The organism is Pseudomonas sp. WS 5079, from assembly GCF_012985465.1.
GTDB lineage: Bacteria > Pseudomonadota > Gammaproteobacteria > Pseudomonadales > Pseudomonadaceae > Aquipseudomonas.
In genome coordinates this window covers 161,528-178,085 of sequence record NZ_JAAQWN010000001.1, presented here as the reverse complement: position 1 = coordinate 178,085, position 16,558 = coordinate 161,528, and the positions used below count along the sequence as shown (strand labels likewise).

At 62.0% G+C, this 16,558-nt stretch carries 10 protein-coding genes, 2 pseudogenes and 1 riboswitch; of the genes and pseudogenes, 10 read left to right on the top strand and 2 right to left on the bottom strand.

Annotated features, from left to right (window positions below; all coding sequences use genetic code 11):
• The first annotated feature begins 21 nt into the window (after positions 1–21).
• Positions 22–2,487, top strand: coding sequence for a TonB-dependent siderophore receptor (locus HBO05_RS00805; protein ID WP_172311203.1), 2,466 nt, complete (start codon positions 22–24; stop codon positions 2,485–2,487).
• Between the two features lie 512 nt (positions 2,488–2,999).
• On the opposite strand, the pseudogene HBO05_RS00800 reads toward HBO05_RS00805, so the two are convergent.
• Positions 3,000–3,673, bottom strand: a pseudogene (locus HBO05_RS00800) (sulfatase-like hydrolase/transferase); the annotation flags it as partial.
• On the opposite strand from HBO05_RS00800, the pseudogene HBO05_RS00795 reads away from it, so the two are divergent.
• From HBO05_RS00795 to HBO05_RS00755, 8 genes and pseudogenes are all read left to right on the top strand, one after another.
• Positions 3,665–4,618: pseudogene (locus HBO05_RS00795) on the top strand (ATP-binding protein); the annotation flags it as partial. The pseudogenes HBO05_RS00800 and HBO05_RS00795 sit on opposite strands and share 9 nt — an antisense overlap.
• Before the next feature lie 52 nt (positions 4,619–4,670).
• Positions 4,671–4,840: riboswitch (yybP-ykoY riboswitch) on the top strand.
• Positions 4,841–4,847: 7 nt separating this feature from the next.
• Entirely contained in the window at positions 4,848–5,411 is a 564-nt protein-coding gene (gene mntP / locus HBO05_RS00790) for a manganese efflux pump MntP (RefSeq protein ID WP_170041471.1), read from the top strand.
• A 572-nt stretch (positions 5,412–5,983) separates the two neighbouring features.
• A complete protein-coding gene (locus tag HBO05_RS00780) occupies positions 5,984–6,970 on the top strand; it encodes a glycosyltransferase (protein ID WP_262381004.1) in 987 nt (328 codons plus the stop codon).
• Positions 6,970–8,403 (top strand): glycosyltransferase family 39 protein, encoded by a 1,434-nt coding sequence (locus HBO05_RS00775; RefSeq protein ID WP_262381356.1) that lies wholly within the window; start codon positions 6,970–6,972, stop codon positions 8,401–8,403. Before HBO05_RS00780 ends, HBO05_RS00775 begins: the two co-directional genes overlap by 1 nt.
• Positions 8,404–8,453: 50 nt before the next feature.
• Positions 8,454–10,859, top strand: coding sequence for a glucose/quinate/shikimate family membrane-bound PQQ-dependent dehydrogenase (locus HBO05_RS00770; protein ID WP_172311199.1), 2,406 nt, complete (start codon positions 8,454–8,456; stop codon positions 10,857–10,859).
• 92 nt (positions 10,860–10,951) lie between these two features.
• Positions 10,952–12,211: a carbohydrate porin gene (locus HBO05_RS00765; protein WP_172311197.1), complete on the top strand. Its 1,260-nt coding sequence runs from the start codon at positions 10,952–10,954 to the stop codon at positions 12,209–12,211.
• 95 nt (positions 12,212–12,306) lie between these two features.
• Complete coding sequence (locus tag HBO05_RS00760; protein WP_170041475.1) at positions 12,307–12,933, top strand: LysE family translocator; 627 nt, start codon at positions 12,307–12,309, stop codon at positions 12,931–12,933.
• Positions 12,934–12,991: 58 nt separating this feature from the next.
• Positions 12,992–13,954, top strand: coding sequence for an arsenic resistance protein (locus HBO05_RS00755; protein WP_169951439.1), 963 nt, complete (start codon positions 12,992–12,994; stop codon positions 13,952–13,954).
• On the opposite strand, the gene yddG is transcribed toward HBO05_RS00755, so the two are convergent.
• Positions 13,951–14,841 (bottom strand): aromatic amino acid DMT transporter YddG, encoded by an 891-nt coding sequence (yddG, locus tag HBO05_RS00750; protein ID WP_169951437.1) that lies wholly within the window; start codon positions 14,839–14,841, stop codon positions 13,951–13,953. The genes HBO05_RS00755 and yddG overlap by 4 nt on opposite strands.
• Before the next feature lie 460 nt (positions 14,842–15,301).
• On the opposite strand from yddG, the gene mexE reads away from it, so the two are divergent.
• Positions 15,302–16,546, top strand: a complete 1,245-nt coding sequence (gene mexE, locus HBO05_RS00745; RefSeq protein WP_169951435.1) for a multidrug efflux RND transporter periplasmic adaptor subunit MexE — start codon at positions 15,302–15,304, stop codon at positions 16,544–16,546.
• Positions 16,547–16,558 lie beyond the last annotated feature (12 nt).

Below are 16,558 nucleotides of genomic sequence, written 5' to 3'. Positions count from 1 at the left end.
TTCGAAAGGAGCTTACCGTTCATGTCCCACCCTTTGAATCCCCCCCGGCCCCTGCAACGCAGCGTTCTTGCGCTCACCCTCCAGAGCATTTTGCTGGGTGGCATGAGCAGCCTGGTGCTGGCCAGCTTTGCCGTGCAGGCCGAACAGGCCGATAGCCGCCACTACGACCTGGCCGCGGGGGCGCTGGAAGAGTCGCTCAACAGCTTCGCCCAGGTAGCCGGGATCACCCTGCCCTTTGATCCGGCCCTGGTGCAGGGCAAGCGCGCGCCGGCGCTGCGGGGTGACTTTGGGGTGCATGAGGGTCTGGACCGCCTGCTGGTTGACAGTGGTCTGGCCGTTACGCGCAATGCCAGCGGCAACTACCTGCTGATACCGCGCAGCCAAGCCACCGGCGCTGTTGAACTGGGCGCGACCACCGTCAGCGGCCTGGCCCTGGGCTCGACCACTGAAAACAGCGGTTCCTACACCACAGGGGCGATGCAGACTGCGACCAAGCTGCCGTTGTCCCTGCGCGAGACGCCGCAGTCGGTGACGGTGATCACCCGCCAGCGCATGGACGACCAGGGCATGCGCAGCCTTGACGATGTGGTCCAGGCCACGCCCGGGCTGCGCTTGTCGGCCTCGCGCCCGGCCAACAGCGAGTATTTCGCCCGTGGTTTCCCCATCACCAACCTGATGTTTGACGGCCTGCCCACCACTTACAACGCCGACTGGGTCGCCACTGCCGACCTGGCCCCCTACGACCGCGTCGAAGTGGTGCGCGGCGCCACCGGCATGATGCAGGGCGCCGGCAATCCGTCGGCCGCCATCAACATGGTACGCAAACGCCCCACCAAGGAATTCCAGGCCAGTATCAGTGGCAGTGCCGGCAGTTGGGACAACTACCGCAGCGAGCTGGATGTTTCCGGCCCGGTCAATGCCAGCGGCACGGTACGCGGGCGCTTTGTCGGCGCCTACAACGACAAGGACAGCTATCAGGATTACGCCGGGCGCGAACGCGGCGTGTTCTACGGCATCAGCGAGTTCGACCTGAGCGACAGCACGACCCTGACCGTGGGGGCGTCCGACCAGAACGACAATAACAACATCAACTGGGGCGGCTTGCCGGTGAACACCGACGGTAGCCACATGGGCTTCTCGCGCTCCAAGACCTTCGGCTATAGCTGGTCGCACCAGGACGTCGACAATAAGACGGTGTTCGTCGAACTGGACCAGCGCTTCGACAACGACTGGCGCCTGCACCTGGGCGCCTCGAAGAACTGGTCGGAATTCAAGATGATGGGCGCCGTCCTCGAACGCAACAACGACGCCACCTACCGCCAGCGCGTCTTCAACCAGGGCCGTGATTTTGATCAGTCCACCTATGATTTTTTCGCCAGCGGACCTTTCTCGCTGCTAGGTCGCCAGCATGAATTGGTGGTGGGCGCCAGCAAGCGCCAGCTCAAGACCGAGGCCACCGGCGGCCACGTGTTCATCAGCGTGCCGGACATCAACGGCTTCAGCCCCAAGGGCCTGGCTAGACCGACCGTTCCGGACGTTTACTCCCTCAATGACAAAGTGGATCAGGAAGGTCTCTACCTGACCACCCGCTGGAACCTGGCCGACCCGCTGAAAGTCATTCTCGGCGCGCGCCTGGACTGGTACGACGCCACCTCGATCTATGACCAGACCAACGACCAGTACTACACCTCGGGCAAAACCCGGGAAGTGCGCCACGTCACCCGCTATGCCGGGGTTATCTATGACCTGGACGACAACCACTCGGTGTATGCCAGCTACACCGACATCTTCCAGCCCCAGACCGAGAAGAACGGTGAAGGTGCCGGAATCAAGCCGATCACCGGCGAAAACTACGAAGTGGGCATCAAGGGCGAGTACTTCGGCGGCGCGCTGAACGCCAGCGCTTCGCTGTTCCAGATCGACCAGCTCAACCGTGCAGCGGAAGTGGCCGACGCCAGTGTCTGCCGAGTGATCCCCGCCGGCAGCTACGGCTGCTATGAAGCCGCCGGCAAGGTGCGCAGCCAGGGCCTGGAGCTGGAAATCAACGGTGCCCTGACGCCCAACTGGCAAGTGGCTGCCGGCTACACCTTCGCCCAGGCCAAGTACGAAAAAGATGCGGACAAGAGCAAGGAAGGCAGCCTGTTCGACACCGACGTCCCGCGCCATATGTTCAAGGCCAATACCACCTACCATCTGCAAGGCGACATGAGCCAGTGGCGCATCGGCGCCAACCTTTATAGCCAGAGCGCAACGTTCAACAAAGGCAGCAACGTGTTTGGCAAGTTCCATATCGAACAGGATGCCTACGCCTTGGTCGGACTGATGGCGGGTTACCAGGTGAATAAACATCTGGATACCCAACTGAACATCAATAACGTCTTCGACAAAAAATACTACCAGGGTATCGCCAGCAACTCGACCTGGAGCCCGTACGACGTGTTTGGTGACCCGCGTAACTTCACGGTAACGGCCAAATACTCCTTCTAAGCACCAGCAGGAGAATTCGCACAGACCCCAAGCTGGATTGCCTGCAATGGCGGTCTACCACGAACCACCGCCATCGCGGGCAAGCCCGCTCCTAAAGGGGGCGCGGCAGGGCTGAGAATCTACGCCACATCACCAATCAAATGTAGGAGCCGGCTTGCCGGCGATAGCGGTCTACCAGCCACCGCATGCTGCGGCTGAACCACCGCCATCGCGGGCAAGCCCGCTCCTACAGAGGGTGCGGCAGGGTTGAGAATCTGCGCCACATCACCAATCAAATGTAGGAGCTGGCTTGCCGGCGATAGCGGTCTACCAGCCACCAGATGCAGCGGCTAAACCACCGCCATCGCGGGCAAGCCCGCTCCTACAGGGGGCGCGGCAGGGCTGAGAATCTGCGCCACATCACCAATCAAATGTAGGAGCTGGCTTGCCGGCGATTTGCGGTCTGCCAGCCACCATCAGCGCACATTACGGTACAGCATCAACCGCGCGCTTTCATGCAGGCCCCGGGTCAGGTCGACCAGGCGTTGGAATTGCTCGGGGTTTTGCGCCGCTACATTCCCTGGGGCAGATCGCGCAGGATCCGGTCGCTTTCCTTGAACAGGTCCAGATCGGAGATGCCCCACACATCCACTCGCGGCGACTGCCAGTCGCGTTCTTCATACAAGCGCACGCCATCGATACTTTGCTGGATCAACGCATTGATATTGGCCCACCCGGCGTTACCGCCAATCATGTACAGCTTCTGGTAATCGGTGAAAGCGTTGATCAGCGTGTGCTGGCGAGTGATCAGAGGGTGGCGGGTCGCCGTCTCCTGACGCGTGACATCCGGTACGCCCGTGATGCTCGCCCACACAGTCTTTGCGGTGCCGGTGACCGGCACATAGAAATGCTTGAAGAACCAGCTCTGGCTCGCCAGCCGGTCAAGGTTTGGCGTCGGGTCCAGGGGGTTGCCATAGACGCCGACCGCACTGGTGCCAAGGGATTCAAGCATCACAAACATCACGTTCGGCGTGGTGCCAAGCCGGTACGGCTGCGCCTTTTGCTCACGCGCGAACGTCAGGCTTTGCGGGTCTGGGCGGTCCACGCCCAGGTAATGGGCAACCACCGGATAATGCTCGCGCACCTGCTGCTCATCGAACTGCGCCTGCCCGGCCTTGAGCGTGTCGTAGAAAAACAGATCTGGGTGGGCGAGCGGGATGACATCCGCCAGGACCTGATCCAGCGCATCGTCGGCCATACGCTGTGGCCCAGTGTGATTGGCGTGCCGCTGTTGGCCGCCTTGATCTGGCTGACCATCGGTTGGGGGTTGCAGCCGTTACGCGCAATGGCCCACACCATCCGTGGCCGCAATACCGAAACCCTCAAGCCGCTCAACCTGCGCCCCCTGCCCCACGACCTGGAGCCCATGCAGACCGCGCTCAATCGCCTGTTGCAACAGATCGACAACCTGCTGGCGCGGGAGCGCCGTTTTATCGCCGATGCGGCCCACGAATTGCGCACGCCCCTGGCGATCCTGCGGATCCATGCGCAGAACGCCCAGTTGGCCAGCACCCCACAACAACGGGAGGAAGCTCTCGAGTTCCTGGTCAGCGCCGTCGACCGCGCCACACGCATTGCCAGCCAGTTGCTGACCATGGCGCGTATCGAGCCGCGCCTGGCCAACCCCGATCGATGCGATGTGGAACTGACCGCGCTGGTGCGTGAGGAACTGGCCGAACCGACGCCCCTGGCGCTGGCAAAGGGTATCGAGTTGATCCTCGACAGCGACCACCACTGCCTGGTCAAGACCGACCCCGTCGCCCTGGCGATCGCCCTGCAGAATCTGGTGACCAATGCGCTGAACTTCGCCCCACCCGGCAGCGAGGTTCGCGTGCAGGTGCAACCGCAGGCGTCGGGGGCGGTGTACATCAGTGTCGAGGACGCCGGCCCGGGTATCGACGAAGGTCAATATGCGCGCCTGTTCGAGCGGTTCTACAGCCAGGGGCATGCCAATGGCGCCGGGCTGGGCCTGGCGATTGTGCAGATGATCGTCAGCAAGATCGGCAGCACCTTGCAGCTGTACAACCTGCCCCAGGGCGGGCTGTGCGCTGAACTGCGGATCAACGAGGGCGCGCCGCTTCCTAAAGGTTGAGCAGCCCGCGGGGCGGTTTTGACGTTTTTTTCATGTTTGCCCGCATAAGATCCCGCACCTCGTTGGGGAGTAGCCTGCTTGCGAGTCTTTCGCAAGCGTTCGTATCAACATTCTCGGCAACCTGCCGTGGTACGAACACCTTTTGGTTGGTGAGACCAGCGACACATCCATGCCTAAAGTCGGGCGTGTGGTTGTGTCGTTGACTCATAGCCCGACTGGAAGAGCGCCCGTGAATCCTGTTTCCCTCATTCTCCTGGCCCTGGCCATGTCCACCGACGCCTTTGCCGCCGCGATCGGCAAAGGCTCCAGCCTGCACAAACCACGCCTGTCGGAAGCGCTGCGTACCGGTTTGATTTTCGGCGTCATCGAAGCGATCACCCCGATTATCGGCTGGCTGATCGGCCAGGCCGCCACGCGCTGGGTGGCAGACTGGGACCACTGGATCGCCTTCACCTTGCTGGTGGTACTGGGCCTGCACATGATTTACAACGGCCTCAAGCACGAAGACGAGGCCGAAGAGAAAAGCGCCCAGCACTCCTTCCTGGTCCTTGCCGTCACCGCATTTGCCACCAGCATCGATGCCCTCGCGGTGGGCGTCGGCCTGGCGTTTGTCGATGTGAACATCTGGGTGGCCGCTGCCGCCATCGGCCTGGCGACCATGACCATGGTCACCATTGGTGTGATGCTCGGCCGGGTCCTCGGCACGATGTTCGGCAAACGTGCAGAGATCGTGGGCGGGGTCGTGCTGATGATTGTGGGTGCAACGATTTTGTATGAGCACCTGTCGGTCTAATCCTCCATCTTTCCTATAGAAAGGGACCGACTGCCCCTTTCTATAGGTGACTTATAACAACTAGCCAACACTAAAATTACACTTTGGCAATATGAGCCACTTCAAACATCTTTTTCACATTTGCACATTCATGAGTCGTTAAAGTCAGCACCATACAGACTCTTGAATACGTGTAACTCTCTCGATGACAGCCCCTGCGTCCCACAACACCTGCGCGCGACTACCTTGTTATTTAACAGTTGGAGTACTTGCCACCGGCGCTCACTACCTAACACTTTTGTTATTGTCGTTGGCGCTACCGGCATTAATAGCGACTTTACTGGGCGGACTAATCGGCACCGCCGTAAGTTACCAAGGCAACAAACGCTGGACGTTCACACCCCCCCGCCCACCCGATACTTATCAATGGTTGCGCTTTTGCATCACGGCCCTCGCCTATAACGCGGCAAACCTGGGGCTGATGGCCTTGCTGCTGGCGCTCTGGCCCCAGCACCTATGGCTGATGCAAGGGCTGACCACCCTCGCCCTGACGTTGCTCACATACCGAATCAATCAGCACTGGAGCTTTCGCCATGAACCCATCAAGACCTGAGCGCCCTCTGCGCCCGCTGCTCAGTGTGGTTGTCTGCTGTTATAACGAAGCCAAGGTACTGCCACTCTTTCATAAACGATTAATGGCTGTGCTGGACACATTAACCATTCGCCATGAAGTGTTGTATGTAAACGACGGCAGTCGCGATGAAACACTGGCGCTGCTGGCGGGTTATTGCCGGGTACCGGGGGTTCGCTGCCTAAACCTGAGCCGCAACTTCGGCAAGGAAGCGGCGATGGTCGCCGGTATTGATTATGCCGGTGGCAATGGGTTGTTATTTATTGACGCAGACCTGCAAGACCCACCCGAACTTATTCCATTAATGGTTCATCATTGGCTGACTGGCAGCGATATCGTCAATATGCAGCGCCGCACTCGACTGTCTGATACGTCAAGCAAACGGATCAGTGCCCATCTCTACTACAAACTGATGAACTTCCTGGCCGACAAGTTTGATGTGCCTGCCGACGTCAGCGACTTCCGTCTGATTGGCCCTGCCCCCCTGGCAGCGCTGCGATGCATGCCCGAGCGCACACGGTTCATGAAGGGCCTGATCAGTTGGCTGGGGTTCAATACTATCGAGCTGCCCTACGACCGTGAACCACGCAGCGCCGGCCTCAGCAAATGGGGGCCGCTGGCGCTGATCGACCTGGGTATCGAAGGTGTATTGGCCCTCTCGCGCAAGCCGTTGCGCTGGTTCAGCCTGCTCAGCCTGGTGATTTTCATCGCGACCCTGGTCCTGATCATCTATCAGGTCAGCGTCAACACCTTCAGTTCCCATCACGTGATCATGGGCATCGCCGCGTTCATCGCCCTGGGCATCGCGATGATCGGCGAATACCTGGGCGCGACGTTGAGCGAGGTCAGGCAGCGTCCCATCTACCTGCTCGACAGGCTGCTCGGCGAAACCCCCGAACGCCCGGAACACACCTGCCCCACACACCCTCGCGAACAAGAAAACCGCTGATGACTATGACGACCCGTACGCTATGGCTGCTATTGATCGCCATTTTGGGCCTGCGCCTGGCAAGCCTGGGGCTCTACCCGCTGATGGACACCTCAGAGGCCCGCTATGCAGAAATGGCGCGCAAGATGCTGGTACTCGGTAACTGGGTAACCCCGCTGTTCGAGGTGGATCTGCCGTTTTGGGGCAAGCCGCCGCTGTCGTTCTGGAGCCAGGCGCTGGCCATGCAGTGGCTGGGCATCAATGAGTTCGCGATTCGTGTTCCCGCGTGGCTGTTTCATGTGGCCAGTTGCCTGATCATCATTCGTTTTGCCCGTGAGCAAGCGGATGAAAAAACCGCCGTGCTGGCGGCGATTATCTTTTCCAGCTCGACCCTCGGCCTGCTGTCAGCGGGGGTGGTGCTGACTGATCCGGCACTGAGTTTCTCGGTCCTGCTGGCCACCTACGGCTTTTGGCGCGGCGTGGCACAAGGCGACCGGCGGTGGGCGCTGGCAGGATTCGCCGGCCTGGGTCTTGGCCTGTTGGCGAAGGGGCCATTGGCAGTGGTCTTGGTCGCCATTCCCGCGTTCGCCTGGACCGTTGGTTATCGCCAGTGGCGCGCTTTTTTGCGCTTGCCCTGGCTCACCGGCGTTTTGCTGATGCTGCTGATCGCCGTGCCCTGGTACCTGCTTGCCGAACAACGCACCCCCGGCTTTCTTGATTACTTCCTCGTGGGCGAGCATTGGAAGCGCTATGTCGTCAGCGATTGGGCCGGCGACTTGTACGGCAGCGCCCATGCCCGGCCAATCGGTGCCATCTGGCTGGATCTGCTGCTGGCGTTTTTCCCGTGGACCCTGCTGCTACCCGCGCTCTACATTGGCTTTCGCCGCTCGGTGCTGTCGGGACGCTACTACGCGTTCATCACCCTGTGGGCCCTGGCAACCCCGGCCTTTTTCACGTTCTCCGGCAATATCCTGTGGACTTACCTGTTGCCGGCCCTACCGGCCTGGAGCCTGTTACTGGCAGGGGCGCTCAATCAGGCGCGCTGGAGCACCGGGAAAATAGTCACTGGACTGATGCTGGCACTGCTCTTGCCCGTGTGGCTGCCGATTGCCGCAATCGATGGCCGTGCCTTTGATCGGCCCAACAACCAGCGCGACCTCGCCTACGCCTGGCAGCAACTGCAAGCCAGCGCGCCGGGAAGCCTTTACTACTGGGGCCGCCGCTCCTATTCGGGAGAGTTCTACACAAAGGGCCAGGCGCGCCAGATCGACGACTTGAGCAGCCTGCCCGATGACCGGACGTTCTACATCGCCCGCCGCGAACGTGACCTCAAGCGCGGTCTCCAGGGGTTGCTGCCGTTGAACTGCGTCGAACAATTGCGGGCCAGCCAGAGTGTGTTGTTTAAGTGCGGTACAGGATCTGTAAATGCCATACAAAATGTACCAAGCAGTTAATTAGCTTGCTATCATTACTCCCCTGGACCATCACCCTCGGGTTTTTCGACATGAAACACACACCCCGCGCCGCTGGCGCCTCTCGATTCCTGTTGCTGGGCTTGGGCGTAATCATCGCCCTGCTCGGCGTGGCGTTGGCCGTCGGCGGCGCAAAACTGCTGAGCCTGGGCGGCTCCGGCTACTTCCTGATCGGCGGCGTGGCCATGGCCATTTCCGGCCTGTTGATTGCCAAGCGCAAACGAGCAGGTGCCTGGTTGTTCGCCGCATTTTTGCTTGGCACTGCCGTGTGGGCTGTGGTGGATGTAGGCCTGGTGTTCTGGCCACTGTTTTCGCGGTTGTTCATGTTCGCCGCCATTGGTCTTGCGGTGGCGCTGGCCTATCCGTTGCTGGCACCGGGCACCCGCCGTGGCGCCTTCAGCGTGGCGGGCGTGCTGGCGCTGGCATTGGCCGTGGCGGCGGGCAATATGTTTGTCGCCCACCCCAGTGTCGCGCCCAACGGTAAAGGCCCGGGCTTGACCCCCGTGGCCCCGGCAGAGGCGCAGAAGGACTGGGCGCACTACGGCAACACCGAAGGCGGCAGCCGTTTTGCAGCGCTGGACCAGATCAATCGCACCAACGTCGACAAGCTTAAAGTGGCCTGGACCTATCACACCGGTGATGTGGCCATCAGCGACGGCAATGGCGCCGAAGATCAACTCACACCCTTGCAGATCGGCAACAAGGTGTTTATCTGCACGCCCCATAACAACCTGATCGCGCTGGATGCCGACACCGGCAAAGAGCTGTGGAAGAACACCATCAACGCCCAGTCGGCGGTGTGGCAGCGCTGCCGTGGCATGGCCTATTTCGATGCCACCGCACCCATCGCCCAGCCAACCCAGGCCAACAGCTCGCCGATCATTGCCGCCAGCGTGCCGGCCGGTGCGCAGTGCCAGCAGCGCCTGCTGACCAATACCATCGATGCTCGATTGATTGCAGTGGATGCCGATACCGGCGAGTTCTGCGAGGACTTTGGCAACCACGGCCAAGTGGATTTGAAAGCCGGCCTGGGCAATGTGCCGGACAGCTATTACCAGTTGTCCTCCGCGCCATTGATCGCCGGCACCACCGTAGTAGTTGGCGGGCGCGTCGCCGATAACGTCCAGACCGATATGCCGGGCGGCGTGATCCGTGGTTTTGATGTGATCAGCGGGCAGATGCGCTGGGCATTCGACCCGGGCAACCCTGAAGACAAGCAGGCCCCCGCTGCCGGCAGCACCTATGTGCGCAGCACCCCCAACAGCTGGGCGCCGATGTCCTATGACCCGCTGATGAACACGGTATTCCTGCCGATGGGCAGTTCGTCCACCGATATCTATGGTGTGGAGCGCACCCAGCTCAATCACAAGTACGGCGCCTCGGTGCTGGCACTGGACGCTTCCACCGGTGCCGAAAAGTGGGTGTACCAGACCGTCCACAATGACCTCTGGGACTTCGACTTGCCGATGCAACCGAGCCTGATCGACTTCCCCCAGGCCGACGGCAAGACCGTACCCGCCGTGGTGATCGGCACCAAGGCCGGGCAGATCTATGTACTCGACCGCGCTACCGGCAAGCCGTTGACCGAGGTACAAGAGGTACCGGTCAAGGCTGCGGACATTCCCAATGAACCGTACTCGCCCACCCAGCCAAGGTCCGTGGGCATGCCACAGATCGGCGCGCAGACCCTGGGCGAAGCGGACATGTGGGGCGCAACCCCCTATGACCAGCTGCTGTGCCGCATCGACTTCAAGAGCATGCGCTACGACGGCCTGTACACCGCACCGGGCACCGATAAATCACTGAGCTTCCCCGGCTCCCTGGGCGGAATGAACTGGGGCAGTATCTCCACCGACCCGGTGCATGGCTTTATCTTCGTCAACGACATGCGCCTGGGCCTGTGGATCCAGATGATCCCCTCGCAAAACAAGGCCCAGGCCTCCTCCGGTGGCGAGGCGTTGAACACCGGCATGGGCGCGGTGCCGCTCAAGGGCACGCCTTACGCGGTGAACAAAAACCGCTTCCTGTCGGTGGCCGGCATTCCGTGCCAGGCGCCACCGTTCGGCACCCTCACCGCCATCGACATGAAGACCCAGCAGATTGCCTGGCAAGTACCGGTCGGCACCGTTGAAGACACCGGCCCGCTGGGTATACGCATGCACCTGCCGATCAAGGTTGGCCTGCCGACCCTGGGCGGCACCCTGTCGACCCAAGGCGGCCTGGTGTTTATCGCCGGCACCCAGGACTTCTATCTGCGCGCCTTCAACAGCGCCAATGGCGAAGAAGCCTGGAAAACCCGCCTGCCCGTGGGTAGCCAGGGTGGGCCGATGACCTATGTGTCGCCAAAAACCGGCAAACAGTATGTGGTCATCACTGCGGGCGGCGCGCGCCAATCCACCGACCGTGGCGACTACGTGATCGCCTACGCCCTGCCTTGAGCCCCGCGCGGCGCTGATGCGCCGCCATTTGAATGGGGGAGCCGGGCTGCACGGCTCCCACAGGTATCGTGATTTTTCCAGGAAGACCCCGCATGTCCCCCGCGTTTAATACTCTGTCTCTGCGCCTGCTCGCCAGCCTGCTGCTGGGCGCCACGCTGCCCGCCTACGGCAGCCCCCTCACCGGCGACTGGGGTGGCCTGCGCCATCAGCTCGACGAGCAAGGCATCAAGTTCACCGGCGACTACAGCGGCGAAACCGCCTATAACGCCAATGGCGGCCAGCATCGTTCGGCGCGCTACTCGCAAAACATCAAGCTTGGCGTGCAACTGGACCTGGGCAAATTGTATGGCCTGCACAACGGCGACAAGATCCAACTGACGATCAACGACCGGCGTGGCAACAGCGCCTCCGAAGACCTGGTGGGCAACCGCCTGCCGATCCAGGAAAACTACGGCGGGCTCTACACCCGTCTGACCGAACTGAGTTATGAGCGCACCCTGTTCACGCCCGCCCTGAACCTCAAGCTCGGCTACATGGCCATGGGCAACGACCTGGGCGGCCTCGACAGCGGGATCCTGTGCAACTTCATGAACGCCGGTTTCTGCGGGCACCCCCTGAACATGTCCGGCGGCAGCGGTTGGACCAACTACCCCAACGCTCACCTGGGCGCACGGGTGAAGTATGACTTCTCGCCGGCCTGGCAATTACGCGTGGCGGCGTTCAATGTTGACCCGCAAAGCAACGGCAACTCCAGCCGCGCCTGGCACCTGGGGCCCAAGCACACGACCGGCACCGTGGTGCCCATCGAGCTGGTCTACAAGCACGCCAGCGATCTGCCCGGCGAATACAAGCTTGGCTACTACTACGACAGCTCCAACGTGCAGCGCATCGGCAGCGCCAAGTACGTCAGCGGGCGCGGCGGCCATTATCTGCTGGTCGACCAGGCCCTGTGGAACTCCCAGGCCTCAGAGGGCCGGACCTTGCATGCGTTCGGCCAATACTCGGCCGCCAGCAAGGCGGCCTCGCCGTTCACTCGCTGGTATGGCGCCGGCCTGGTGCTGTACAAGCCGTTCGCCAGCCGACCATGGGACACCGTAGCCCTGGGGTACGGCCGCGCCGTACCCAACCCGCGCAGCCGCGATGTGCTGCAGCAGGCCGCCCAAGCCCAAGACAGTGCCTTGCCAAACCTTGACAGTGCCGAACAGTTGCTCGAACTGAGCTACGGCTACCAGGCCACGCCCTGGCTGACCCTGCGCCCGGATGTGCAATACATCATTGAGCCAGGGGCGTTCGCCGCAAAGAAGATCGACAACGCGCTGATACTGGGATTGCAGGTGAAGGCGACGTTCTGAAGTGCTGACTTCCAGGCAGTTGGATCGAGCTTGATCTGGGTTGCCAGGTTGGCACACGATGGCGGTCCTCAATCGTTGACGAAAGGACTGCCGTTATGTTCCCCCTGGATATCTGGCTGACCTATACCGCTGCCTGCCTGTTACTGGTGCTCTCCCCCGGCCCGGACAACCTACTGGCCATCGCTAGGGGGCTGAGCCAGGGACGCCTGGCGGCGGCCGTTTCCGGAGTTGCGTCGGGCACCGGCATTCTGTTTCACGTGGCGACGGCATCGCTGGGCCTGACTCTGCTGATGCAGACCTCCGCCGTGGCCTTCTGGGTGGTCAAAGTCATCGGCGCCAGCTACCTGCTGTGGCTGGGCATCAAGGTCTTGCGCTCGCGCAGCCTGATCAACTTCAAGCCGGCGGCGCGCCAACCGCTCAAAAGCATCTTCCTCACCGGCTTCCTGTCAGCGGCGCTGAACCCCAAGCCGGGGCTGTTTGTGCTGGCGTTCATTCCGCAGTTCGTCAACCCGTCATTGGGCTCGGTCACCTTGCAAATGATGGTCTATGGCGCCTGGTTCGCCGCATTGACCGCCCTGGGTTTTGCGCTCATGGGGATTTTTGCGACGCGCCTGTCGACATGGCTGCAGCGCAAGCCCAAAGTCGTCAATGGCCTGAATGTGGGTGCCGGACTGACCTTCGTCGCGTCCGGGCTTTCGGTGGCGGCACTCAGTCAAAAATGAGTGCCTGGTTTCGGTTACCCTGCACGGCGCGCACAGCCCCCCGTGACAAGGACACCCCGTGACCCGAGAACAACTTGAGCAGAACCAGATCCCCGTCTACCTTGTCGCCGTCATCGGCGCCGCGCTCGGTGGCCTGCTCGCCCCGCAGGCCGCAGCGGGGCTTGGCGCCCTGGTAACCCCGGCAATCGCCGTGCTGATGTACGCCATGTTCCTGCAGATCCCGTTTCTGCAACTGCGCCAGGGGCTGGCCAATAAACGCTTTATGGCGGCGCTGCTGATCGCCAACTTCGTGTTGATCCCGCTGCTGGTCTGGGGCTTGACCCGTGGTTTGAACGAGCGCCCGGCCATCCTGATCGGCGCGTTGCTGGTGCTGCTGACGCCGTGCATCGACTACGTGGTGGTGTTTACCCACATTGGCAAAGGCGACGCGCGGCTGACGCTGGCCGCCACCCCGGTGTTGCTGTTGCTGCAACTGGCCCTGCTGCCGTTGTACCTGGCGCTGATACCTTCCGGTGACGCCGCGGTGGCGATCTCAATCGGCCCGTTTGTCGAGGCCTTTTTGCTGCTGATCGTGGCGCCACTGCTGCTGGCGGTGCTGACCTGCGCGGGCGCCCGGCACTCGCGCCTGCTCGAGCGCTGGAACGATGGCTGGGCATGGATGCCGGTGCCGGCCATGGCGGCGGTGCTGATCGTGGTGATTGGCTCGCAGATCGCGTTTGTCGCGCAGCAGATCGAGCAGTTGTTGCCGGTGGTGCCGGTTTACTTAGGCTTTATGCTGTTGGCGCCAGTGGTCGGGGCACTCACGGCGTGGGCCTTTCGCTTGCCGGCAAGCACCGCGCGCGCGGTCACGTTCAGCAGCGCGACCCGCAACTCACTGGTGGTCTTGCCGCTGGCGCTGGCCCTGCCGGAAGATATCCGCGCCCTGGCCGCCGCCGCCGTCATCACCCAGACCTTGATCGAGTTGGTGTTCGAGCTGGTCTATATCCGGGTGATCCCGGCCCTGGTCTGGCGCAGCCGCTAGGGTTGCGCCCGTGTCGCGTGCCAGCACACCAGCGAGCCCGCGGTCACCAGCACCGCACCCTGCCAGAACTGCGGGGTGAGGTGAGCGCCCAGCCATAGCGCTGCAAAGGCCGACGACAGCACCGGCGCGCCATAGGACGCGGTCGCCAGCAAGGTCAGGTTGCCGCGCAGGATACCGATATTCCACAGCGCATAGCCGCCCGCCATGGCGATGCCCGTGGCGAGCAATTCCAGGCTGCTCCCCAAGGTAAAAGCCGGCAGCACTTGGGCACTGAAGGCGAATTTTGCCCATAGCAGCGCCGCCGTCAGGATGAAAAACAACACCACCAGGTTCTGCCCGCCGGCGTAGCGCCGCGTGACGTTGCAATACAAGGCAAAGGTGATCGCACAGCCCAGGGCCAGGCTGTAGCTCAGGGGGTTGGATTGCACATTGGCGACGATGGTTGCCAATGCCAGGCCATCGCCACTGACCACCCACAGGATGCCAAACAGCGCCAGCGCCGAGCCTGGCACGATAATCCAGCGCGCTCGCTGGCCATTCATGACGATTGCCAACAACACCGTCAGACACGGCCAGAGGTAGTTCACCACCCCCAGCTCAATCGCCTGGTTGCGGTTGCTGGCAAAACCCAGGGCCAGGGACAGGCAGACCTCGTAGGCCACGAACAACCCGCTGCCCATGATCAGGTAGCGCCAGGACGTGGCGCGCAGGCGCGGCCGTCCCAGCCAGGCCAGCAGCAGTATCGCGCCTACCGTGTAGATCAGCGCCGCGCCCCCCAAGGGCCCGAACAGTTCACTGACACTGCGGATCAAACCGGCGGCGGTGCTCCACAAAACAATCGCGACCAAACCACACACCGTCGCGGCCCGCTCCCCCCTGATCTGCATGGATGCCTCTCTGAGAATGTCCACAGCCACAGCACCTGCGGCACAAAGGCCGCAACGGTACACGCTGGGGTATTGCTTGTCTCCTTGTGGGAACCACAACCAAGCAATCTCATTGAGAGCAGAAATCATGACCACGCCACACATCAACTGTAGGAGCGGGCTTGCCTGCGATGGCGGTGGGTCAGCCGCCACATCCTTACTTGACCTACCGCCATCGCGGGCAAGCCCGCTCCCACAGTGGGATCACTTTAGGGCAAGGCTGTTTGGTTGGTTGCAGTTCGCGCAACAGTGTCTTGTCATTAACGGGATTGATAGCACCCTAACGAAAGCCCCATGCTAGAGGGCTTGGCTGGCGCTTATATCATTCCGAATGATAGTTACCTTTGTTTCATTCGATTCGTGAGATAGCACACTGCCGAGCATGATCCGCCCATCTCAAATACATTGGCGGATGCACCTCATGGAACAGTCACTCAAACATTTGCGCTATCCCCTGGCCCTTTTGGCCGTGCTGGTGATGAGCGCATGCGGCAAGGCCCCCGAGCAAGCGGCCGCCATGCCCGCCAGCAAAGTCAGCGTTGCCAAGGTCCTGGAACAACCGGTCAATGAATGGGACGAGTTCACCGGCCGCCTCGAAGCCCCGGAAACCGTACAGATCCGCCCGCGTGTATCAGGCCAGATCGACCAGGTCGCCTTCACCGAAGGCGCGCTGGTAAAAAAAGGCGACCTGCTGTTCCAGATCGACCCGCGTCCATTCCAGGCTGAAGTGCGCCGCCTGGAAGCCCAGCTTCAACAAACCAAAGCCGCTGCTTCGCGCAGTGACAATGAAGCCCAGCGTGGCGAGCGCCTGCGCCAGAGCAATGCGATTTCTGCCGAGTTGGCCGACTCGCGTACCACCGCCGCCCAGGAAGCCCGTGCTGCCGTGGCCGGAATCCAGGCGCAACTGGACCTGGCCCGCCTGAACCTGAGTTTCACCCGTGTCACCTCGCCCATCAGTGGCCGTGTCAGCCGCGCCGCGATCACCGCCGGCAACCTGGTCACCGCCGATGTCACCGAGCTGACCAGCGTGGTCTCCACCGACAAGGTCTACGCCTACTTCGACGCTGACGAGCGCGTGTACCTCAAGTACACCGAGCTGGCGCGCCAAGGCCGTCGCGGCGCCACCACCCCGGTGTACCTGGGCCTGTCCAATGAAGACGGCAACCCGCACCTGGGCCAGATGAACTTTGTCGACAACCAGGTCAACCCCGCCACCGGCACCATCCGTGGGCGCGCGGTGTTCGACAACAGCGACGGGCGTTTCACCCCCGGCCTGTATGCGCGCCTCAAGTTGGTCGGCAGCGGCACCTACTCCGCCGTGCTGATCACCGACGAAGCCGTGGGCACTGACCTTGGCAAGAAGTTTGTGCTGGTGATGGACGCCGACAACAAGTCCGCCTACCGCGCCGTGGAACTGGGGCCGAAGATCGAAGGCTTGCGCATCGTGCGCAGCGGCCTGAGCAAGGACGACACCATCATCGTCAAGGGCTTGCAGCGGGTGCGCCCGGGTTCGCCGGTTGCCCCAGAAACCATCCCGATGGCCAGCCAGGCAACCCTCGCCGCCCTGGCCCAACAACGACAAGCGCTTGAAGCCAGCAACCTGGAGCAAGTGGCACCGGATAAAACCGCGCCCAAGCTCGCCAGTGTCGCGACTCCACGCGGTTAAGGGACTACACAC

Excerpts from the sequence above, each read along its gene's own strand:
- HBO05_RS00805 (WP_172311203.1), top strand. The coding sequence starts at position 22 with ATGTCCCACCCTTTGAATCCCCCCCGGCCCCTGCAACGCAGCGTTCTT.
- HBO05_RS00780 (WP_262381004.1), top strand. The coding sequence starts at position 5,984 with ATGAACCCATCAAGACCTGAGCGCCCTCTGCGCCCGCTGCTCAGTGTG.
- HBO05_RS00775 (WP_262381356.1), top strand. The coding sequence starts at position 6,970 with ATGACTATGACGACCCGTACGCTATGGCTGCTATTGATCGCCATTTTG.
- HBO05_RS00760 (WP_170041475.1), top strand. The coding sequence starts at position 12,307 with ATGTTCCCCCTGGATATCTGGCTGACCTATACCGCTGCCTGCCTGTTA.
- HBO05_RS00765 (WP_172311197.1), top strand. The coding sequence starts at position 10,952 with ATGTCCCCCGCGTTTAATACTCTGTCTCTGCGCCTGCTCGCCAGCCTG.
- HBO05_RS00770 (WP_172311199.1), top strand. The coding sequence starts at position 8,454 with ATGAAACACACACCCCGCGCCGCTGGCGCCTCTCGATTCCTGTTGCTG.
- mexE (WP_169951435.1), top strand. The coding sequence starts at position 15,302 with ATGGAACAGTCACTCAAACATTTGCGCTATCCCCTGGCCCTTTTGGCC.
- yddG (WP_169951437.1), bottom strand. The coding sequence starts at position 14,841 with ATGCAGATCAGGGGGGAGCGGGCCGCGACGGTGTGTGGTTTGGTCGCG.